Raw genomic sequence first — 20,853 nt, forward strand, 5'->3', positions numbered from 1 at the left:
TCGTGATCTATCTGGCGGGCCACAACCGGCCGCCCCACGAAGTGCTGTTCGGCAACGACAAGGACATCGCCGGCGAGTACGAGCGGGCCTTTGTCGGCATGACCGAAGTGGACTGCTCCCTGGAGACACTGCTCGAAGCTCGCGCCAGGGTGCGGCGCGAGCTGCCACAGCGACTGAGCACCGCGCACAAGCAGTTTCTGAGCGGGCTGGTGCGCGCAGAACCGGACTGGTCGCTGGTGCAATGCCAACACGCCGCTCAACTGCCGGCACTGCGCTGGAAGCTCGCCAATCTCGAAACCTTCCGCAAGCGCCGTCCCGACGACTTCGCAGCGCAATCCGCCGCCCTCGACACCGGCTTGGGCCAGAGCTGACGAACGTCCCGCAGCGCCCCACTTGCCGGGATTGCCCCATGCCGCATTCATCGTGGCACCCGCGAAACAGCGGCCCTATACCCAAAGGTTTCCGACAAAGGCCAAAGGGCTGGGAAGGGGCAAAGGAAGGGTGCCAAGGGGAAAGGCCCTATCCTGAAAAGGCCAAAAGGCGCCCCGAGCAGCCCGTCATCCGGGGTTCGCCATGCTCTCGCTGTTCCAGCGCAAACGGGTGCCACCCACCGCCGGCACGCCGCCCACCTCCGCCACCGAAACTCCGAAAGGGTCGATGCGGCCGGAGTCGGCCGCATCGCTGCTGGCCACGCCGCGCCGGCAGAAACTGCTGGAACACATCTGGCAGCGCACATCGCTCTCGCGCCGGCAGTTCGCCACGCTCTACCTCGCCCCACTGGAGCGCTACGCCGAGCTGGTCCAGCAGTTCCCGGCCTCCGAGAACCACCACCACGCCTATCCGGGCGGCATGCTGGACCACGGCCTGGAGATCGTCGCCTATGCGCTGAAGCTGCGGCAGTCATACCTGCTGCCTGCGGGCGTCACGCCGGAGGCACAGGCGGCCCAGGCCGAAGCCTGGACCGCAGGCACGGCCTACGCGGCCCTGCTGCACGACATCGGCAAGATTGCGGTCGATCTGCACGTCGAACATGCCGACGGCAGCGTCTGGCATCCCTGGCACGGCCCGCTGCGAAAGCCCTACCGCTTCCGTTACCGAAAGGAGCGCGAGTACCGCCTGCACAGCGCCGCCACCGGGCTGCTCTACGCGCGCCTTCTCGATCGGGACATCTTCGACTGGCTCAGCGGCTATCCCGACCTCTGGGCCGCGCTGCTGTACGTGCTGGCCGGCCAGTACGAGCACGCCGGCACGCTCGGCGAACTGGTCGTGCAGGCCGACCAGGCATCGGTCGCCCAGGAACTCGGCGGCGATCCCAGCAAGGCGCTGGCGGCGCCCAAGCATGCGCTGCAACGCAAATTGCTCGACGGCTTGCGCTATCTGCTCAAGGAAGCGTTCAAGTTGAACCAGGCCGGCCCGGCGGACGGTTGGCTGACCCAAGACGCCTTGTGGCTGGTGAGCAAGACCGTCTCCGACAAGCTGCGCGCACATCTGCTGTCACAGGGCATCGACGGCATCCCGGCCAGCAATACGGCGGTGTTCAACGTGCTGCAGGATCACGGCATCGTGCAACCGACGCCGGATGGCAAGGCGATCTGGAAGGCTACCGTCACCAGCGACGCCGGCTGGTCGCACGCATTCACCTTCCTGAAACTCTCGCCGGCGATGATCTGGGATGCCGCCGACCGGCCGGCGCCGTTCGAAGGCTGTGTGCAGGTCGAAGAGGAACAGGCGGAGCCGCAGGCGCCGGCGGTGGCTGATGGGCCGCGCGTGGAAGGCACCGAAGCTGCACCCGCGAGCGCGGCGCCGATCGCATCCGCAGCCATGGACACCGGCGTCGCAGCGCTGCTCGACCTGCTGGGCGACACCGCTCCACCCGCGACACCGGAGATCCCGAGTTCCCCTGTTGCCGAGCCCGAGCCGGCCCCTTCGACCATGCCCCCGCCGCAGATGGGCCTCGCGCCTTCCCAGGATCGCGCGGAGCCCTCTGGGGCGCACTTCATGGCCTGGCTGCGTCGGAGCGTCCAGACGCGCAAGCTCATCATCAACGACGCCAAGGCCCTGGTGCATACCGTCGCCGGTACGACCTACCTCGTCAGCCCCGGCGTGTTCCAGCGCTACGCGCAGGAGTACCTTCAAGTCGCCGCCCTGGCCAAGCAGGAGAAGCTGGAGGGGTGGCAGTGGGTGCAGAAGCGCTTCGAGAAGCTGGGACAGCACCGCAAGCAGCCGAGCGGGCTGAACATCTGGACCTGCGAAGTCACGGGGCCGCGCAAGTCGCGCCGGCTGCACGGCTACCTACTCGCCAGCCCGGATGCGCTGTTCCAGGAGACGCCGCCAGACAACCCATACCTGCGGCTCCTCAACGAGGCCGCAAAGCGCGAAGATTCAGCCCTTGGGGGCAAGGACGACGATCAGGCGTAGGCATGCGACCGCTGTGCGGGCCGGCTTCAATCTGCGGATGGGGCCGACTCCGCCAGCTTGGCTTCGGTCAGAGTCATCAAGTGGGCGGAACTGCATTTCAGCGCACGGGCAATCTTGAGGATGAGAGGGAGCGTGGGGACATGCTCGCCGCGCTCGATCTTGCCCATGTGCGACCGTTCGATGCCGGCCATGTGGGCCAGCGTTTCCTGAGCGATGCCCTGGTTGGTTCTTTCTTCCCGCACGGTAGCCCCAAACGCGATGGCTGGTTCCGCTTCGTAGGTAGTGGTGCCGGTGGGGCGGCCCCTTTGGATCGAACGCTTTGGCATTGCCAAGAGCGTCGAACACGGTCACGATTTAAACCACGTTAAACTTAACTCATCTAACGGCTTCGAGATCAGTTGCCACGAGTTCGCCGCCTGGGGGGAGCTGGACGTGGAATCGAGTGACATCACCGCCGAAATTCGCATGGCCGTCCTCGGCGAATGGGTGCCTCCGCAGCTCGCCGACGTGCTCGCCCTGCAGCGTGCCGAAGAGCCGGAGACCCATGCCATCCTGGCCGGCTGGACAGATCCCGGTCGAGGCGCGGAGATGCCGGACGACGGCTTCGACTTCGCCTTGTCTGCGGTTGCCCGGCAGTGGCCTGGCTGGGTATGCGAACCGCTGTGGCATGACACGCTGGCGGTCGCCGTGGCCAAGCGCTCCCACCTGCTGGCCTACCGTGAAGTGCCGTGCCAGGAAGTGCTCAAGCAGCCCTTGATCTGCTCGCAGTCCACGGCCGATGAACCATGGCGCATGACCGTGCAGCGTGTGTTCGAAAACGCGCTGCAAGAGCGAGAGCAAACGGTGGAGACATTCGATGTGGCGATGACGCTGGTTGCCGCCGGGTACGGGATCGCCATTGCACCTGCCGCGAGACTGGCGAGCTACCTACGCCGAGGCATCGCCGTGCGGCCGCTGGCCGGCGCACCAACGATCGTGATGGCCTTCCTCCTGCGCCGCAACGCTTCCATGTCGGACACCCAGGCAAGATTCGCCCGCCGCGCGCGCTTGGTGTCCTGACAGACGCGCGGGGATCGCGGTTTCGCCACGATCCCGTACTCCTGCTGCTAGGCGACTCCGACTCGCAGCGGGGTCCATTCGCTTTCCTTCACGGCTGTGCTCACTGCCATGACGAGCTTGTCGAGATTGCCGGCCGTCACGCCCTCCAGTGCCGAATGCCCCCGCAGCATCGAGCGCGGTTGCAGCAGTGCATGGTAGATCTGCCAAGGGTCCGCACCCCTGGTCAGCTTCAGGACGGACTGGATCAGCTCGTGCTTGAGTGGGTCGAGGTGCCAGTCCGGCACGCGCTGGCCGCGGTTGCCCACGTTCAACGCCAGCAAGTTGCCCGCCTTGATCTCGTAGCTGATCCACCTGCGGGACTTGCCCGCCATCTTGGCAAACGCCGCAACGGGAAGGTTGTGCGGCGCTTCGAAGACATCGAACAGTTCCATCCTCTCGCGCTGAATGTCCGAAGGCACCAGCGGCGCTGCCGATCGAGGGGGCGGAACCGCCGGCAGCCGATGTGCGGCGGCAGAAACCAACGGCATGGCGTCACCCGGCTTCGTCACGAGCAGGATTGGCGAAGCGGCAACCGGCGTGGAGGGTACGCTTGCGGTTTGCTCATTCGGGAACGCGGGCACGCCTTCCAGATGCACGGTGAGCGGCATGCTGGCCGCCTCGACCTGGTTCTGCTCGAAGAGGTCGAGCCGATCGGCCCAGTCCTGCATCATGCGGCGACGCTGCTCCACGTACTCGGCATGGTTGTAGGTCGCGCTGACCTTGTTGGGATCGACATGCGAGAGCTGTGCATCCACCCAGACCTTCGGGTAGCCGATCTCGTTGAGCGCAGTGGACATCGTGCCGCGGATGCCGTGCCCCGTCAGGCGTTCCTGATAGCCCATGCGCTTGAGGGCACCATTGAGCGTGTTCTCGCTGATGCGCTTCTTCAAGTCGCTGTCGTGCCGGAACAGGTAGCGCTGGGCCGGCTTGAACTCATCCAGCAGGTGCCGGACGATCTCCATGGCCTGAATCGACAGCGGCACGATGTAGGGCGGGATGTCCTTCGGCTGCTGCCGCTTCTTGCGCATATCCAACTGGAGTTGCTTCACGACGTCGGGCGGGATGATCCACAGCCCGCGGTCCAGATCGAATTGATCCGGCGTCGCCTGTCGCAGCTCGCCGGTTCGCACGCCGGTCAGCAGCAATAGCCGCAGCCCGAGCTGGGTCTGCCGCCTGCCGCGATAGCTGCGCAGCCGCTGCAACAGCTTCGGCAGTTCGGCCATGCGCAGGAATGGGTTGTGGTTGACGGGTGGCAGCGGCAGCGCCACCACATCGAGATCGGAGGCGGGGTTCTGCTCCAGGCCCGGCACGATCACCAGCGCGTAGCGGAACAGTTGGTTGAACCACGTCCTGACTTTCTCGGCAACGGAGAGCGCCTTGCGCTTCTCGATCTTGGCGATCACCTCCAAGAGGTCGGGACGCTTGATCTCATAGACCGACCGCTTGCCCAAGGTCGGCAGCACATCCTTGTCGAAGATGCGCGGAAGGATCGAGAGGGTCGTCTGCCGGCCTTCCTTGAGGCTGAGCCCGCGATGCTTGAGCCACTTGCGATACACCGCCTCGAAGGTGTTTTCGTCGGCGAGCCGGACAGCGGTGCGCTTCTGCTTGCGGTGAACGCGAGGATTGGTGCCTTTGGCCAGCAGGGCGCGCGCTTCGTCGCGCAGGCTGCGGGCCTCGCGAAGCGTCACCTCCGGGTAGGTGCCGAGCGACATCCGCTTCTGCTTGCCCGCCCAGTAGTAGCGGAAGTGCCAAGTCCTGCCCCCTGCAGCCGTGACGGCCAAGGAGAGGCCATCCAAGTCAGGGAGGGTGTATGCCTTGCCAGTTGCCTTGGCCTGTCGAACGGCCAGGTCTGAGAGTGCCATGCTCTTGCTCCTGAACATGAGTCAGGAACCAGATGCTGGTCACGTCGACCTCGCCCCTCCATCAACAATCCGGAATCAGCCGCGCCCGCAAAAATGGACTTGTTTGTGGACTTAAAAGTCCCGGCTGTAGATGGATCGCAGTGGACTGCGGCAGAACGTCAAAGAGAGGAAAAGTCCTTGTGTGGCAACGACTTGCAGACTCTCTTGGACTTCTGCGGAAGTCCGCAGAATGATGCAGTGGAGCGGGTGAAGGGAATCGAACCCTCGTCATCAGCTTGGGAAGCTGAGGTAATAGCCATTATACGACACCCGCGAGGGTGGCCGGTGCCACCTTGCGACAGGGCGCCATTCTACTGGTGGCGCGGGTCCGAGCGCAACGCTGTCGATCGTTTCAGGCGCACAGGCGGTCGACGGCTTCGCGGATGCGCGCGGGTTCGTCCATTTTGAGGATGCGCTGGACGCGGGGAGCGAGCTCGCCGAGGTTGCTGCGCAGCACCTGCTGCTTGATCTCGAGGATGTTGCCCGGATGCATCGAGAAGTTGCGCAGCCCCATGCCGAGCAGCAACGCGGTGTAGTTGGGGTCGCCTGCCATTTCGCCGCACACCGCGACCGGCAGGCCGTAACGGGCGCCGGTGGCGATGGTGCCGGCGATCAGCTTGAGCACGGCCGGATGGAGCGGGTCGTAGAGGTGGACGACGGCTTCATCCGAGCGGTCGATCGCCAGGGTGTACTGGATCAGGTCGTTGGTGCCGATCGACAGGAAGGACAGGCGGCGGGTGAACATGCCCAGCGACAGCGCAGCGGCGGGGACTTCGATCATGCCGCCGATGCGGATGCCTTCGTCGAATTTGATCTTTTCCGCGCGCAACTCGGCCTTGGCCTTTTCCACCAGGGCCAGGCTCTGGTCGATTTCCTGCGCGTGCGACAGCATCGGGATCATGATCTGCAGCCGGCCGTGCGCCGAAGCGCGGAGCAGGGCACGCAGCTGGGTGAGGAACATCTTCGGTTCGGCCAGCGAGTAGCGCACCGCGCGCAGGCCGAGTGCGGGGTTCGGTTCGATGCGGCTGTGGCTGCCGTTGAGCGCCTTGTCGGCGCCGACATCGAAGCTGCGGATGGTGACCGGCTTGTTCGGCATCGCCTTCACCACAGCGCGATAGGCTTCGTACTGCTCTTCTTCGCCGGGCAGGGTGTCGCGGCCGAGGAAGAGGAACTCGGTGCGGTACAGGCCGATGCCGTCGGCGTTGGCGGCCCTGGCTGCGGGCAGGTCCTTGGGGCCTTCGATGTTGGCGAGCAGGTGGATGGTTTCGCCGTCGAGGGTGGCGGCGTGTGCGTCGCGTAGGCGGTTGAGTTTGGAGCGCTCGATCTCGAGTTCGCTGCGGCGCAGGTGATATTCCTCGACGATGCGTTCGTCGGGGGCGACGATGATCAGGCCGCGGCTGCCATCGACGATGACCAGCTCGTCGTCCTCGACCAGGTCGCGCACGTGGTGCAGGCCGACCACGGCGGGGATCTTCAGGTTGCGGGCGACGATCGCAGTATGGCTGGTGGGGCCGCCGACATCGGTGACGAAGCCGGCGATGTTGTGGTCGCGAAAGCCGATGGTGTCGGCCGGCGACAGGTCGTGGGCGACGATGATGGTGCCCAAGCCGTCGCGGCGCTTGGGCGGCAGATGGCCGGGATGGCCGAGGAGCACTTTCACCAGACGTTCGACCACTTGCACGACGTCGGCCTGGCGCTCGCGCAGGTAGGGGTCTTCGATCTGGCGGAACTGGTCGACGAGGTGCTCCATCTGCTGCACCAGCGCCCATTCGGCGTTGCAGCGGCGAGACTCGACGAGCTCGCGGGCGGCGTCGATCAGCAGCGGGTCGGTCAGCATCATCAGCTGCAGGTCGACGAAGGCACCGACTTCGCTGTGGGTGTGGCCGGACGTGGCGGCGGCCTTCAGCCCCATCAGCTCGCCCTGGACGGTGGCGACGGCCTCGTCAAGGCGGACGAGCTCTTCGGCGAGGTATTTCTGTGCGACGTGGTAGTGATTGACTTCGAGCAGGGCGCGCGAAACCAGATGCACATGCCCGATTGCGATGCCCTGGGAGACGGCGAGGCCATGGACGGTAAACGGCATCTCACTCCTCCTCGCCGAAGCGCTCGGCGATCAGCCGCTGCAACGCCTGCAAGGCTTCTTCGGCGTGCTCGCCGTGGGTGTCGATGGTGATCGAGCTGCCCTTGGCGGCAGCCAGCATCATCACTCCCATGATGCTCTTCGCGTTGACGCGGCGACCGTTGCGCTCCAGCCAGACTTCGCACGGGAAGCTGCTCGCGAGCTGGGTGAGCTTGGCCGATGCGCGGGCGTGCAGTCCGAGCTTGTTGATGATCGGGGCTTCTGCGGTGGGCATCCGGGTGTCCTTTTTCCGGTCGGGTGGGGCGGCGCTTCGTGGCTACTAGTTCGTGCGAACCTGCATCACCCCGTCGCAGCCCCCGGTGATGGTGCGCGCGACCAGGGTGGGCAGGGCATGCTCGCGGTAGGTGAGCGCGCGCAGCAGCATCGGCAGGTTCACTCCCGCGATCAGTTCGATGCGCCCGGGTTCGCGCAGCTTGGCCGCGACGTTGCAGGGCGTGGCGCCGTAGATGTCGGTGAGCATCAATACGCCATCGCCGTCGTTCACCCAGCCGAGCATCGTGCGCGCAGTGGGAAGGATATCGAGCGGGTCGTCCTGGGCCGACAGGCCGAGCTGGGCGATCTGCGGTGGACGCTGGTTCAGCACGTGGCAGGCGCACTGGATCAGGGATTCGCCGAGGGTGCCGTGGGTTATCAGGAAAATGCCGATCATGTCGTCTCTCCGCCGGGCATGATTTTAGCCGAGTCGCCGAGAGCCGTGCCGAAGTGACGAGAACGGTGCGTTCAGCGGCCCGGCGCAAGTCTGCGTTCGATGGCGTCGGGTTTGGAGTGGCGGTGCTCGCCGGTCGCGCCGTTGTGCACTGCCGCGCGACCGCGCCCACCATGTGCGCACCGACGCACTGGCCTGCACCGCATCGCTGCAGGCGCAGATTCCCGCCACTTCGGGGCGGAAGCCGCGGTGCGGACGTTATGGCGGTGAGGATGCGGGCGGGCCGTCGCCCGGGGCGGAGAGTTCAGGCCGAAACGTCGACCCGCCCCGGGCGCCGGCCGGGCTGGCCATCGGGGCTGTAAGGCGTCTTTTCGGCCAGTTCGCGGATGAAATCGAGAATGCGCTGGTTGCCGCGCATGCGGATCTGCAACAGCTGTCCGCCCAGAGCGTTGAGGCGGGCGGCGTGTCCGGCCCGCTCCTGGAGGGCGACCCAGTCGGACTCGCAGCCCGCTTCCCGTGCCGCCTCGAGAGCGCCGTCGAGGCCGGCGCCATAGCCCAGATGCTGCTGCACGGCCTGGCGCCGCGTCTCGGTCTGGCCGAGGGGCTCGAGCACCGCCTGCTTGGTGCGGGCGAGTTCCAGGATCCGTTCGCCGTCGACCTGCTCGGCGGCGAGCGCGCGCTGCTCTTCTTCGAGCAGGGCGATCAGGGCGTCGACGCGCTGGCGCTGTTCGACGAGAAGGCGCTGCAGGCTCACGCCCCGCTCTTGCCCTGAAGAAGTTCGCTGACGCTTTCGAGCAGGCGGTCGGCGATGCGCGCGGGGTCGATCGCGAGACGGCCTTCGCGGATCGCTGCGCGCAGTTCGGCGACCCGGACGGGGTCGATGTCCTGGCGGCCGTCGGTGGCGCGCTGGCCGAGGTGGGAGATCGCGGCAGGCGTGCCGGCTTCGCGCGACGGTGCGGCCGCGGTACCGCGCGTGCGCGCCGCATCGTCGGCCGGCTGTACGCCCTGGCCGCCGCGGACGAGTGGACTTTGAGAGTTGATCTTCAAGATGAAGCCCCGTAATTCGCAGTGTTGTCGATCTCGTTCATCGGCAAGGTGCCCCCGAACTTTAGGCGATCGCTGCGGCTCGTGCCAGGCATATCCACCGACGTAGCCACCGCGGGCTTAAAACGCGATCGCCAGCAAGCCGGCGTCGACGACTTCGGCGTGCACGATTTCGTCCTTGCCAAAGCGCACCCGCACCCGCTCGCCGCGTCCGCCCGGCTCGAGCGCCGTGCCTTCGCGGCGGACGTGAAAGCGCTCGCCGCGGGCTTCCACGATGACGCGCTGGCCGCGTTCGATCAGGGGCACGGAGCGGAACTGGTGGGTCTGCAGCGGTGTGTCGGCGGCGAGCTGGCGCTGGGCCTGATGGCCGACGATTTCTTCGGCGGTGCGCACGATGTCGCGCGGCAGCGCCGACAACTCGCCGCGCCGTTCGTGCAGGGCGTCGGCGGTCACGATCTCACCGGCGGCGATGTCGCGGGCGGCGGCTAAGTAGCGGCCGTTGATCCGCACTTCGGCCTGCAGGTAGCGCACATGGCGGGGCTCGCCGTCGCAGCGTACGCCCACGGTCACCCGCCCGTGCACGCGCTGCCCGGGGGTCGGCGAAAACGGCTCGGGGGCCGTGCACGGCGGCAGGCTGGCAGCGGACGGAAAGACTTCGACTTCGACTTCGTCGCCCTCATCCGCTGCGCGCTCGATCAGAAACGCCTGCACGCGGGCGGCGAGGGTGTGCTCCGCCTCGGGATCCTGTGCCACCGCGCCGGTGCACAGCGCGAGCGCGGCGATCGGCCACGCGAGCCGCCGCACCGGGCGGAGGGCGGGAAGGGCGCGGGCGGGCATCGGCAGCTCGGGCGATCGGGAGGCGGGCGGATGGGGCATCGAACGGACGGCGCGGGCCGTGCGGGAGCGCCTCGGCGAGGAGCGCGCACGGGCTTGTCGGAGTAGGGCGGCGAGGGAAAACAGACCGCCATTGTGCCAGTGGCGGCAGCGGATGCAAAAGCACCGAACTGCTCCTGCAAACCCGGGCTGTTCCCGTCTTTGGCTTGGCGCTGCGACGGCTATTCTGGCTGAACCGAAATTTTGTGCAACGTGGGGTTCGTCGTGACCGACCGCCTGGAAGAAGCGCTCAACCACCATCGACAAGCCCTGTCGCTGCGTCACGAGCGGCAGAAGATCCTCGCCGCCAACATCGCCAACGCCGATACGCCCGGCTTCAAGGCGCGCGATATCGACTTCCGCGCCGAATTCGCCTTCGCCCTCGGGCGGCGCGGCGAACGTCTCGAACTCGCCGCCACCGCGCCCGGCCACCTTGCCCGCCGTGGCGCGCCGGCGGCGGTGAGCGAAGTGCTGTACCGGGTGCCGGACCAGCCCAGCCTCGATGGCAACACCGTCGATATCGACCGCGAACGCAGCGCGTTCGTCGATAACTCGGTGCGCTACCAGGCCGCGCTGACGCTGCTCAATCAACGTATCCAGGGCCTCAAGGGCGCGATGGCGCCCGAATGAGATCAACCTAGAGGGGAATCGTTGCCATGACGATGTTTTCGATATTCGACATTTCCGCTTCGGCGCCGTCGGCCCAGGCGAAGCGCATGAACGTGTCGGCGAGCAACCTTGCCAACGCCGACAGCGTCACCGGCCCCGACGGCCAGCCCTACCGTGCCCGCCAAGTCGTGTTCGAGACCGTCGCGGCGCAGGCCGGGGTCGGCGGCGTGCGCGTCAAGGAAGTCATCGACGACCCCTCGCCGATGCGCATGGAGTACCGTCCGGAGCATCCGCTGGCCAATGGCGAAGGCTACGTCACCATGCCCAACGTCGATCCGGTGCATGAAATGGTCAACATGATCTCCGCTTCGCGCGCCTATCAGGCGAATGTCGAAATCATGAACACGAGCAAGCAGCTGATGCTCAAAACCCTGACTCTCGGCGAGGGCTGATTCCCATGAGCACCACCATCGACACTTCCGTCCTCAACACGCTCAACCAGAGCGCAACGGCCTCTGCCCGTCAGTCTGCGGAGCTGCGCGACAGCTTCATGACGATGCTGACCACCCAGCTGAAGAACCAGAACCCGCTCGATCCGATGGACAACGCGGAGATGACTTCGCAGCTCGCGCAGATCAACACCGTCAGCGGCATCGAGGAGCTCAATCGCACCCTGGAGCTGATCTCCACCCAGATCGAGGCCAGCGGCATGCTCGAAGCGGCCTCCCTGATCGGCAAGGGCGTGCTCGTGCCGGGCGACCGTGTGCTGCTCGATCACGACGCCGATGGCGTCCCGGCGTCCACGCCGTTCGGCATCGAACTGGCCGGACCGGCCGACAATCTCGCCGTTTCGATCATCGATGCGGGCGGGCAGGTGGTCAATCGCTACGAACTGGGCGCCGTCGGTGCCGGGATGGAAACCTTCACCTGGGACGGCCTCAACAGCCAGGGAACGGCCGCGGCGCCGGGCGCCTACCGGGTGCAGGTCGAAGCCCTGCAGGGCGACAAGGCGGTCGAGGTCAGCACCTTCAACTACGCCCTGGTCGGCGGCGTGGTGCCGGTGGGCGACCAGGGCGGCTTCCTGCTCGATCTGGGCGCGATCTACGGCCAGGTCGAATTCGGCGCGGTCAAGCAGATTCTCTGAAGCCGGTCTTTTTCATCAATGCAGTCGGGGACGGATCGGCGGCCCATGGATGGCCAGCCGGTTCTCCGCATCGAGGAGCGATAAATGGGTTTTTCGCAGGCTCTCAGCGGCTTGAATGCCGCATCGGCCAAGCTGGACGTGCTCGGCAACAACATCGCCAACACCCAGACGGTGGGCTTCAAGTCGAGCTCGATCACCTTCGCCGACATCTTCGCCGGCGCCGGCAGCAAGATCGGCCTGGGGACCCAGGTCGGGTCGACGGTGCAGGATTTCAAAACCGGCAACCTCGAAACCACCGGCCGCGGACTGGACGTCGCCATCGCCGGTGACGGCTTCTTCCGCTTCCAGCTCTCCAGCGGCGAAATCGGCTACTCGCGCAACGGCCAGTTGCAGATGACCGCCGACGGCTACCTGGTCAATTCGCAGGGCGCGAAGATCATGGGCTACGGGCTCAACGACCCGAACGACGCGTTTTCCGACCCGGCCACCGGCGGCTCCCCGGTAGCGCTCCGGATCTATCCCGACGACATGCCGGCGGCAGCGACGACGAGTGTCAGTGCGACCTATAACCTCGACGCGCGCATCGATGAAAGCAATGCTGATCTGCTGAGCCAGGCGCGGGTGGCGACCACGAACACTCCTGACGATCCGGCGACACCGGCGGACGAGTCGGCAAGCATCGACCTGGATTACCACTACTCGAACAGCTTCACCGTGTTCGATTCGCTCGGCACGGCGCACAACGTCACCGTTTATTATGAAAAAACGGGTGATAATGCATGGGATGTCAAGGTGGCGATCGACGGTTATTACAACAACACACCGACTAACGACTTTACGCTTGAGTTCGACTCCAGCGGCAAGCTCGTCAGCCTTGATGGCGACCCCACCCTTGACCGTGCCACGATCGACTTCACCAGCGCTGAACTGGGCGGCCAGCCCAGCCCGCTGAGCTTCGAGTTTATCCTCGACGGCTCAACCCAGTTCTCCAACACCTCGACGCAGAATGCGTTGACCCAGGACGGCTACACCTCGGGCACGCTGGTCGGTCTTTCCATCGAGGCCGACGGCACGGTGATGCGCAAGTACTCGAACGAGCGCTCGGCCTCCGCCGGGCAGATCGTGCTGGCGAGCTTCCGCAACGCCGAAGGCCTGTCGCCGATCGGCGACAACATGTGGCAGCCCACGGTGAGTGCCGGCAGCGAGCTCGTCGGCATCGCCGGCTCCGGCTCGCTCGGCGCCCTCCAGTCCGGTGCGGTGGAAACGTCCAACGTCGATCTGGCCAAGCAGCTCGTCGACATGATCGTCACCCAGCGCGCCTATCAGGCCAACTCGCAGACGATCAAAACGCAGGACGAACTCCTGCAGACTTCGATCAACCTGCGCTGACGCGCACGCGACGGGGCCGGGCGCACGCCATGGACAGAATCCTCTACACCGCGATGAGCGGTGCCAGCCAGACGATGGCGCAGCAGGAAGTGGTCAGCCACAACCTCGCCAACGTGTCGACCAGCGGCTTCCGCGCCCAGCTCCACGCCGCCCGTGCGGTACCGGTCGAAGGCGTCGGCACCCTGCCGACGCGGGTGTCCACGGTGGCATCGACGCCGGGCGCGGACTTCCGCGCCGGGCCGATCACCCGCACCGGGCGCGCCCTCGACATCGCCCTCGAAGGCGAAGGCTGGATCGCGGTGCAGGCGGCCGGCGGCGGCGAGGCCTACACCCGCCGCGGCGACCTCCAGCTCGACGGCGCGGGCATGCTGACTAGCAACGGCCGCCCGGTGATGGGTGAAGGCGGGCCGCTGATGGTGCCGCCGGGGGCCGACACCTTCATCGGCAGCGACGGCACGGTGAGCGTGATCGGGGTCGGCGAAAACGCCAAGGCGCTGGTCGCGGTCGGGCGCATCAAGCTCGTCGATGGCCGCGGCGCCGGCCTGCAGCGCGGCGACGACGGCCTGTTCCGCCCGCCACCGGGGGCCGACGGCAACATCGTCCCGCTCCCCGCGAGCGAGACGCTGCGGGTGACCAGCGGCGCGCTCGAAGGCAGCAACGTCTCCGCGGTCGAAACCATGGTGTCGATGATCGATCTCGCCCGCCGCTACGAGATGCAGATGAAGGTCATCGGCACCGCCGACGAAAACGCCCAACGCGCGAACAGCCTGCTGTCCCTGCAGGGCTGAGGACAGAACAGGAGCACTCACCATGATCAAATCCTTGTGGACGGCCAAGACCGGCCTCGAATCGCAGCAGGTTAAGCTCGACGTCATCGCCAACAACCTCGCCAACGTCAGCACCAACGGCTTCAAGCGCTCGCGCGCGGTGTTCGAGGACCTGCTCTACCAGAACCTGCGCCAGCCCGGCGCCCAGAACGACGTCCAGAACCGCCTGCCTTCGGGGATGCAGGTCGGCACCGGGGTGCGCCCGGTGGCCACCGAGCGCCTGCACACCCAGGGCGGCCTGCAGCACACCGGCAGCTCGCGCGACCTGGCGATCAACGGCCAGGGCTTCTTCCAGGTCCGCCTGGTCGACGGCTCGGCCGCGTTCACCCGCGACGGCAGCTTCCAGCTCGACGAAAACGGTCAGATGGTCACGGCCAACGGCTATCCGCTCGAACCCGCGATCTTCATCCCGGAAAACGCCTTGTCGGTGTCGATCGGCGAGGACGGTATCGTCTCGGTGACCCAGCCCGGCATCACCGAAGCCAACCAGGTCGGCCAGATCACCGTCTCCACCTTCGTCAATCCGAGCGGGCTGGAGAGCATCGGCGGCAACCTGTACCGCGAAACCGCGACTTCGGGTGCGCGCAACGACACCATTCCCGGCGTGAACGGCGCCGGCCGCCTGTTCCAGGAATACGTCGAAGTCTCCAACGTCAATGTGGTCGAGGAAATGGTCAACATGATCGAGACCCAGCGTGCCTACGAGATCAACAGCCGTGCGGTGAAGACGAGCGACGAGATGCTGGCCCGCCTCGCCCAGCTGTGATGCCGGTGCCGTTGCTCCGCGCCCGGCCCCGGCGCACCGTTCTGCCTGCGCTGCTGGCGGCCCTCGCGCTCGGCGCCTGTGCCCAGCTGCCGCGCCCTTCGGTGGTCGGCGACCTCCAGCGCACCCCCGCCACGCCGGTCGTGGCGGCGCCCGCCAACGGCGCCATCTTCCAGTCCGCGCACGGCTTGCAACCGTTGTTCGAGGACCGCCGTCCGCGCCGCCCGGGGGACATCCTCACCATCGTCCTCGACGAGGAAGTCAGCGCGAGCAAGAGCTCCAGCGCCAGCGCCAACCGCAAGGGCGGTGCCGACTTCGTTCCGGCGCAGGTTCCCGACAAGCTGAAAAAACTCTCCGATTTCGGTTTCGACCTGTCGGGCAGCAATGACTTCGAAGGCAAGGGCGCGGCCAAGGCGAACAACAAGTTCGAAGGCACGATCACGGTCTGGGTCGCCGAGGTCGAACCCAACGGCAACCTGCGCGTGCAAGGGGAAAAGCGCATCGCGATCAACCAGGGCGTCGAATTCATCCGCTTCTCCGGCGTCGTCAATCCGCGCACCATCACCGCCCAGAACACCGTGGCATCGACCCAGGTCGCCGACGCCCGCATCGAGTACACCGGCGATGGCTACATCAACGAAGCCCAGACGATGGGCTGGCTGCAGCGGTTTTTCCTGAATGTCACTCCTTTCTGAACTGCCCGGGTACCGGCTGATGCGCCGGCTGTGCCGCGCCGCGGCGGTCCTGCTGTGCCTGTCCGCATCGATCGGGGTGCTGCCGGCGCAGGCCGAAACCATCCGCGAACTGGCCAGCTTCGCCGGCGTGCGCGACAACCAGCTCGTCGGCTACGGCCTCGTCGTCGGCCTCGATAGCAGCGGCGACCAGACCACTCAGGCCCCGTTCACCACCCAGAGCCTGGCCAACATGCTGTCGCAGCTCGGCGTCACCGTGCCGCCGGGGACCAACATGCAGCTGCGCAACGTCGCCGCGGTGATGGTCACCGCCGATCTGCCGCCGTTCGCCCGCCCCGGCCAGCGCATCGACGTCGTCGTGTCCTCGATCGGCAATGCCCGCAGCCTGCGCAACGGCACCCTGCTGATGACGCCGCTGAAGGGCGTCGATGGCGAGATCTACGCCATCGCCCAGGGCAACCTGCTGGTCGGCGGGGCCGGCGCCGCCGCCGGCGGCAGCAGCGTGCAGGTCAATCACCAGGCGAGCGGGCGCATCGCTCGCGGCGCAACGGTCGAGCGCGAGGTCGCACTCGCACTCGGCGGCGACGACGGCCGCCTCGAACTCGAACTGCGCGAGGCCGACTTCGGCACCGCGCAGCGCGTGGTCAACGCGATCAACATCGAATTCCGGCGGGTGGTCGCTTCCGCCCGCAACAGCCGCGTCATCACCCTCGACGGCCCGCTCGAGGACGATGAGCGGGTGCGCTTCATCGCCCGCATCGAAAGCCTGCGGGTGACGCCGGGCGATGCCCCGGCGCGGGTGGTGATCAACTCGCGCACCGGCTCGGTGGTGATGAACCGTGCGGTGACCCTCGGCCGTGCCGCAGTGGCCCACGGCAACCTGTCGATCGTCATCGACACCGAAAACCGGGTGTCGCAGCCGCCCCCGCTGAGCGGCGGACAGACCGTGGTCGTGCCCGACAGCAAGATCAGCATCGAACAGCAGCCCGGCACCCTGCGCCTGGTCGAGGGCGCGGAGCTGGGCGAAGTGGTGCGCGCGCTCAATGCCCTCGGCGTCAATGCGCAGGACCTGATGTCGATCCTCGAGGCGCTGAAGGCGGCCGGCGCGCTGCGCGCCGAGCTCGAGGTGATCTGATGAGCCTGCCCGCCGATCGCGCCTCGCTCGCCCTCGACGTGCACGGACTGCAGCGCCTGAAGCGGACCGCGCGCGAAGATTCAGCTGCGGCCGTCGACGAGGCCGCGCGCCAGTTCGAGGCCTTGTTCGTGCAGAAGATGCTCGAAGGCATGCGGGCGACGATTCCCGAATCCGGTCTCTACGACGAGCGCAACGGCCGGTTCTACACTGCCCTGCTCGACCAGCAGCAGGCGCAGAACATCGCCGCCCGCGGCATCGGTCTCGCCCGCATGCTGAGCGCCCAGCTCCAGGCCCAGCGCCCGTCCGGCGCGCAGCCCGCGGCCAGCCCCGACGGTGCGGCCGGCGCCGCGCCTCCGGCCGCGCCGCGGCGGCTCGACGCCCGCCTCCAGGCGCCGCTTCCGGCTCCCGTGGAAGCGCCGGTCCCGGCACCGGCGCCCGGTGATGGCGGCGATCGCGCGCGTTGGCGCGGCGGCGAACGCCTCGTTCCCGCCATCGATCCGGCGCCCGCGCTTCCACCGCAATATCGGGCGCCGCCGCAGGCGGCCCTTGCGCCGTGGGGCCAGGGCCGTGAGCCCATGCCGCCCGCGGCCGCGCCCGCCGCTTCCTTCGCCGCGCTGCCCGCGCATGCGCGCGAATTCATCGACCGGATCGCCACCCCGGCCCGCGCCGCCGCCCGCGCCAGCGGCGTCCCCGCCGAGCTGATCATCGCCCAGGCTGCGCTCGAAACCGGCTGGGGGCAGCGCCGCATTCCCGCCGCCGACGGCCGCGACAGCCACAACCTGTTCGGGATCAAGGCCGGAGCGGAGTGGAAGGGGGCGGTCACCGAGGTGCGCACCCACGAGTACATCGACGGCAAGCGTCAGGCGCAGACCGCCCGTTTCCGCGTTTACCCGTCCTACGAGCAGGCCTTCACCGACTACGCCCGCCTGATCGCACGCAGTCCGCGCTACGCCGCGGTGCGCAGCGCACCCGACGCCCATGCCGCGGCGCGCGCGCTGCAGCAGGGCGGCTATGCCACCGACCCCGCCTACGCCGACAAGCTCGGTGCGATCCTCGACCGGATCGGCGGCGGCCGCGGCCTGGCCGCGGGCCGCGCTCCGCTGGCCGCGCTCCGCCCGGGAACGCTCCCGGACGGTTGAGCGCGCGGGCACGGCGCGATCCCGGCGGCGCCGGTGCGGCCGGAGCCGCGAAGGGCTCAAGAACCCCGGCGCACGGCCGATAGATTCAACCAAGACTTCGGGACACAGCGATGGACATTCAATCGATCGGCATCACCGGCCTGCGTACGGCGCAAATCGCCCTCGTCGCCACCAGCAACAACGTCAGCAACGTCTATACCCCGGGCTACAACCGCGAAGTGGTCAGCTTCGCCGAGACCGGCAGCGGCGGCGTCAAGGTCGGCGACGTCGAGCGCCAGTTCGACCAGTTCGTCGCCACGCAGCTCAACGGCACGGTGTCCTCGGTCAACGCGCTGCAGGCCTATCAGACCCAGATCGCGCAGATCGACAACCTGCTCGCCGACCGCGACGCCGGCCTCGCGCCGCTGATGCAGAGCTTTTTTTCCGCACTCCAGGATCTGGCCGCCGCGCCCTCCGATCCCGCCGCGCGCCAGGGCGTGCTCGGCACGGCCAATACCCTGACTGCGCAGTTGCGCGGCTTCGACGGCTACCTCCAGGACATGCAGGAAGGCGTCGACGGCATGGTCCGCGACGAAGTGTTCCAGATCAACAACCTCGCCGAACAGCTCGCCACGCTCAACCGCGAGATCGCGCTGGCGCGGGCACGCAACGGCGAGGCGCCCAACAGCCTGCTCAACCAGCGCGACCACATGGTGGCGCAGCTCGCCGAGCGCATCGACCTGCGCCTGGAAATCCAGGACGGCACCACCTACAACGTCAGCCTCGCCAACGGCCAGCCGCTGGTGGCCGGCACCCGTCATTACGGGCTCGAGGCGGTGACCTCGAAGACCGACCCGCAGCGCCTCGCGGTCGCCTACCGCGATGGCGGCGGAGGCCTGTCGGCGCTTCCCGACGACGTCATCACCGGCGGCAGCCTCGGCGGCGTGCTCACGTTCCGCAGCGAGACCCTCGACCGCACCCAGAACCAGCTCGGCCAGCTCGCCGTGACCCTGGCGCTCGCCTTCAACGCGCAGCATGCCGCAGGGGTCGATCTCAACGACGCTGCGGGGGGCGATTTCTTCACCCTCGGCACCCCGCAAGCCTATGCCGATGCGCGCAACCAGGGCACGGCCGAGATCGTCGGCACCGCCTATGTCGAAGACGATTACACGGCGCTGCGTGCGACCGACTACACGGTCCGGGTCACCAACGCTGCGACGCCCGACTTCACCGTGGTGCGCCGCGACACCGGGGCCTCGCTCGACGCCGGCGAAGTGCAGTACGACGGGACCGATACGCTGCGCTTCGGCGGCATCACCTTGACGTTCGACGATCCTGCCCTCCTGCAGACCGGCGACCGGTTCGAGATCCAGCCGGTGCGTCGCGGTGCCGGCAACATCAACGTCGCGATCGCGGACATCGACCAGATTGCTGCCGGCGAGGCCGCTGGCAGCGGCGACAACCGCAACGCCCTGAAGCTGCAGGATCTGCAGAGTGCCAGCATCGTCGGCGGTCGCGCCAGCGTCACCCAGGCCTATGCCGCGATGGTGGGTGACGTCGGCAACCGCGCCAACGTGGTCGAGGTCAACCTCCAGGCCATGAGCGGTCTCAGGGAACAGCTCCAGGGCTTGCAGCAGGCCGAGTCGGGAGTGAACCTCGACGAGGAGGCGGCCAACCTGATCCGCTACCAGCAGTATTACCAGGCCAACGCCAAAGTCATCGAAACCGGCACCACGGTGCTCGACATCGTCCTCGGCCTCAAGGCCTGATCCCACCGGACCGCCCGCCATGCGCATCAGCACCGTCACCGTCTACGAACAGAGCGTTTCGTCCATGAACCGGCAGCAGGCCGGCTTCCTCAAGACCGGCCAGCAGATCGCCAGCGGGCGCCGCGTGGTCAATCCGTCGGACGACCCGCAGGCCGCCTCGCGCGCGGTCGGCGTGTCGCAGGCGATGGCGGTCACCGAGCAGTACGCCGATGCCCGCGTCAGCGCCCGCAACAGCCTGGCCCAGACCGAAAGCGTGCTCGACAGTGCCAGCAGCGTGCTCGAGCGCGCCCGCACCCTCTTGGTGCAGGCTTCGAGCGACACGCTGGGCGATGCCGACCGTCAGTCGGTGGCGAGCGAACTGCGCGGCCTCTACGAAGTGATGATCGGCCAAGCCAACGCCACCGACGGCAACGGCCGCTACCTGTTCGGCGGCTACCAGGACGGCAGCCCGCCGTTCCAGAAGGACGGTAGCGGCAACATCGAATACAACGGCGACGACAACGCCCGCGCGCTGCGCATCGACGCCTCGCGCCTGATGCAGGTCGCGGAAAACGGCGAGAACGTGTTCCTCCGCGTGCCGGGTACCGCCGGTCATCTCGCCCGTGCCGACGAGGGTAATGCCGGCAGCGTCACCTTCACCGGGCCGAGCGTGGTCGATGCCACTGAAAGCGGGCATCGTGACCGGCACCGGGTGGAGTTTGCAATCGATGCCGGCGGCGCACAGACCTATACGGTGTCGCGTTACGACGAGGCCACCAGCACCTGGGCCGCCGTGCCCGGCCTCGAAGATCTCGCCTACGAAAGCGGCAAGCCGGTCACCTTCGCCGGCCTGAGCATGGCCTTCGCAGGCGATCCCGCGGACGGCGACCGTTTCGAGCTCGCCCCCGCGCAGAAGATGGACCCCGATATCTTCCGCAGCTTCGAGCAGGTCCTCGCCGCGCTCGAAACGCCCGCCGACACCCCGGCGGCCAAGGCCGCGCTGCGCAACACCCTGAACACGTCGATGCGCGAGTTCGCCAACGCCCAGGACAACGTCCTCACCGTGCGCGCTTCGGCCGGGGCGCGCCTGAACGAACTCGACGTCGTCGACTCGGTCGGCGCCAACCGCATGCTCAACTACGAGCAGACCCTGTCCGACCTGGTCGATCTCGACTACGTCCAGGCCACTGCCGACTACAGCCTGCGCCAGGTCGGCCTGCAGGCGTCGTACGAAGTGTTCACCACGATGAAGACCATGTCCCTGTTCAGCCGCATGTAAGGGGGGGCAGAGGGACATCCTTCCCGCCC

21 protein-coding genes, 1 tRNA gene and 1 pseudogene are annotated in these 20,853 nt (G+C 67.3%); 14 read left to right on the forward strand and 9 right to left on the reverse strand.

The annotated features are described in order from the left end of the window. Positions 1–371 (forward strand): annotated as a pseudogene (locus MXC99_RS03900) (nucleotidyl transferase AbiEii/AbiGii toxin family protein); the annotation flags it as partial. Between the two features lie 202 nt (positions 372–573). Beyond that, entirely contained in the window at positions 574–2,418 is a 1,845-nt protein-coding gene (gene mobH / locus MXC99_RS03905; RefSeq protein WP_247724255.1) for a MobH family relaxase, read from the forward strand. A gap of 26 nt (positions 2,419–2,444) precedes the next feature. Here the strand turns inward: mobH and MXC99_RS03910 are convergent, their stop codons facing one another. Next, a complete protein-coding gene (locus tag MXC99_RS03910) occupies positions 2,445–2,744 on the reverse strand; it encodes a helix-turn-helix domain-containing protein (protein ID WP_031285717.1) in 300 nt (99 codons plus the stop codon). 106 nt (positions 2,745–2,850) lie between these two features. On the opposite strand from MXC99_RS03910, the gene MXC99_RS03915 reads away from it, so the two are divergent. After that, complete coding sequence (locus MXC99_RS03915) at positions 2,851–3,477, forward strand: LysR substrate-binding domain-containing protein (RefSeq protein ID WP_247724256.1); 627 nt, start codon at positions 2,851–2,853, stop codon at positions 3,475–3,477. Between the two features lie 47 nt (positions 3,478–3,524). Here the strand turns inward: MXC99_RS03915 and MXC99_RS03920 are convergent, their stop codons facing one another. The 8 genes from MXC99_RS03920 to flgA all read right to left on the reverse strand — a co-directional run bounded on the left by MXC99_RS03920 (position 3,525) and on the right by flgA (position 10,084). Next, complete coding sequence (locus tag MXC99_RS03920; RefSeq protein ID WP_235375469.1) at positions 3,525–5,378, reverse strand: tyrosine-type recombinase/integrase; 1,854 nt, start codon at positions 5,376–5,378, stop codon at positions 3,525–3,527. Positions 5,379–5,616: 238 nt separating this feature from the next. Continuing rightward, a tRNA-Gly gene (locus tag MXC99_RS03925) sits at positions 5,617–5,691 on the reverse strand. A 78-nt stretch (positions 5,692–5,769) separates the two neighbouring features. Next, the gene (gene ptsP / locus MXC99_RS03930; RefSeq protein WP_247724257.1) at positions 5,770–7,500 is read right to left on the reverse strand and encodes a phosphoenolpyruvate--protein phosphotransferase; all 1,731 of its coding nucleotides are present in this window, start codon (positions 7,498–7,500) and stop codon (positions 5,770–5,772) included. Between the two features lies 1 nt (position 7,501). Next, a complete protein-coding gene (locus MXC99_RS03935) occupies positions 7,502–7,771 on the reverse strand; it encodes an HPr family phosphocarrier protein (RefSeq protein ID WP_247724258.1) in 270 nt (89 codons plus the stop codon). 45 nt (positions 7,772–7,816) lie between these two features. Next, positions 7,817–8,206 (reverse strand): PTS sugar transporter subunit IIA, encoded by a 390-nt coding sequence (locus tag MXC99_RS03940; protein ID WP_247724259.1) that lies wholly within the window; start codon positions 8,204–8,206, stop codon positions 7,817–7,819. Between the two features lie 301 nt (positions 8,207–8,507). Then, positions 8,508–8,957, reverse strand: coding sequence for a flagella synthesis protein FlgN (locus tag MXC99_RS03945; RefSeq protein ID WP_247724260.1), 450 nt, complete (start codon positions 8,955–8,957; stop codon positions 8,508–8,510). Further along, positions 8,954–9,250, reverse strand: coding sequence for a flagellar biosynthesis anti-sigma factor FlgM (flgM, locus tag MXC99_RS03950; RefSeq protein ID WP_107219710.1), 297 nt, complete (start codon positions 9,248–9,250; stop codon positions 8,954–8,956). The genes MXC99_RS03945 and flgM overlap by 4 nt, the downstream gene beginning before the upstream one ends. A 117-nt stretch (positions 9,251–9,367) precedes the next feature. Further along, positions 9,368–10,084, reverse strand: a complete 717-nt coding sequence (gene flgA, locus MXC99_RS03955; RefSeq protein WP_247724261.1) for a flagellar basal body P-ring formation chaperone FlgA — start codon at positions 10,082–10,084, stop codon at positions 9,368–9,370. A 249-nt stretch (positions 10,085–10,333) separates the two neighbouring features. Here flgA and flgB point away from each other — a divergent pair, with 249 nt between their 5' ends. The 11 genes from flgB (at position 10,334) to flgL (ending at position 20,824) form a co-directional block, all read left to right on the forward strand. Continuing rightward, the gene (gene flgB / locus MXC99_RS03960) at positions 10,334–10,750 is read left to right on the forward strand and encodes a flagellar basal body rod protein FlgB (protein ID WP_247724262.1); all 417 of its coding nucleotides are present in this window, start codon (positions 10,334–10,336) and stop codon (positions 10,748–10,750) included. Between the two features lie 26 nt (positions 10,751–10,776). Then, positions 10,777–11,181 (forward strand): flagellar basal body rod protein FlgC, encoded by a 405-nt coding sequence (gene flgC, locus MXC99_RS03965; protein WP_247724263.1) that lies wholly within the window; start codon positions 10,777–10,779, stop codon positions 11,179–11,181. A 5-nt stretch (positions 11,182–11,186) separates the two neighbouring features. Then, on the forward strand, positions 11,187–11,873 hold the full coding sequence (locus MXC99_RS03970; RefSeq protein ID WP_247724264.1) for a flagellar hook assembly protein FlgD: 687 nt from the start codon (positions 11,187–11,189) through the stop codon (positions 11,871–11,873). Between the two features lie 84 nt (positions 11,874–11,957). Further along, positions 11,958–13,262 carry a flagellar hook protein FlgE gene (gene flgE, locus MXC99_RS03975; RefSeq protein ID WP_247724265.1) on the forward strand — a complete coding sequence of 435 codons (1,305 nt, stop codon included), beginning with the start codon at positions 11,958–11,960 and terminating at the stop codon, positions 13,260–13,262. A 29-nt stretch (positions 13,263–13,291) separates the two neighbouring features. Continuing rightward, a complete protein-coding gene (locus MXC99_RS03980) occupies positions 13,292–14,050 on the forward strand; it encodes a flagellar basal body rod protein FlgF (protein ID WP_247724266.1) in 759 nt (252 codons plus the stop codon). A gap of 22 nt (positions 14,051–14,072) precedes the next feature. Beyond that, positions 14,073–14,855: a flagellar basal-body rod protein FlgG gene (flgG, locus tag MXC99_RS03985; protein ID WP_247724267.1), complete on the forward strand. Its 783-nt coding sequence runs from the start codon at positions 14,073–14,075 to the stop codon at positions 14,853–14,855. Then, positions 14,855–15,547, forward strand: a complete 693-nt coding sequence (locus MXC99_RS03990) for a flagellar basal body L-ring protein FlgH (RefSeq protein ID WP_247724268.1) — start codon at positions 14,855–14,857, stop codon at positions 15,545–15,547. The genes flgG and MXC99_RS03990 overlap by 1 nt, the downstream gene beginning before the upstream one ends. Continuing rightward, positions 15,531–16,679, forward strand: a complete 1,149-nt coding sequence (locus MXC99_RS03995; RefSeq protein WP_282100128.1) for a flagellar basal body P-ring protein FlgI — start codon at positions 15,531–15,533, stop codon at positions 16,677–16,679. Before MXC99_RS03990 ends, MXC99_RS03995 begins: the two co-directional genes overlap by 17 nt. Beyond that, positions 16,679–17,818, forward strand: coding sequence for a flagellar assembly peptidoglycan hydrolase FlgJ (flgJ, locus tag MXC99_RS04000; protein WP_247724269.1), 1,140 nt, complete (start codon positions 16,679–16,681; stop codon positions 17,816–17,818). Before MXC99_RS03995 ends, flgJ begins: the two co-directional genes overlap by 1 nt. Positions 17,819–17,928: 110 nt before the next feature. Continuing rightward, the gene (gene flgK / locus MXC99_RS04005; RefSeq protein WP_247724270.1) at positions 17,929–19,566 is read left to right on the forward strand and encodes a flagellar hook-associated protein FlgK; all 1,638 of its coding nucleotides are present in this window, start codon (positions 17,929–17,931) and stop codon (positions 19,564–19,566) included. Between the two features lie 19 nt (positions 19,567–19,585). Further along, the gene (gene flgL, locus MXC99_RS04010; RefSeq protein ID WP_247724271.1) at positions 19,586–20,824 is read left to right on the forward strand and encodes a flagellar hook-associated protein FlgL; all 1,239 of its coding nucleotides are present in this window, start codon (positions 19,586–19,588) and stop codon (positions 20,822–20,824) included. Positions 20,825–20,853: the final 29 nt, after the last annotated feature.

It is taken from the genome of Thauera aromatica (assembly GCF_023093595.1).
Taxonomy (GTDB): domain Bacteria; phylum Pseudomonadota; class Gammaproteobacteria; order Burkholderiales; family Rhodocyclaceae; genus Thauera; species Thauera aromatica_A.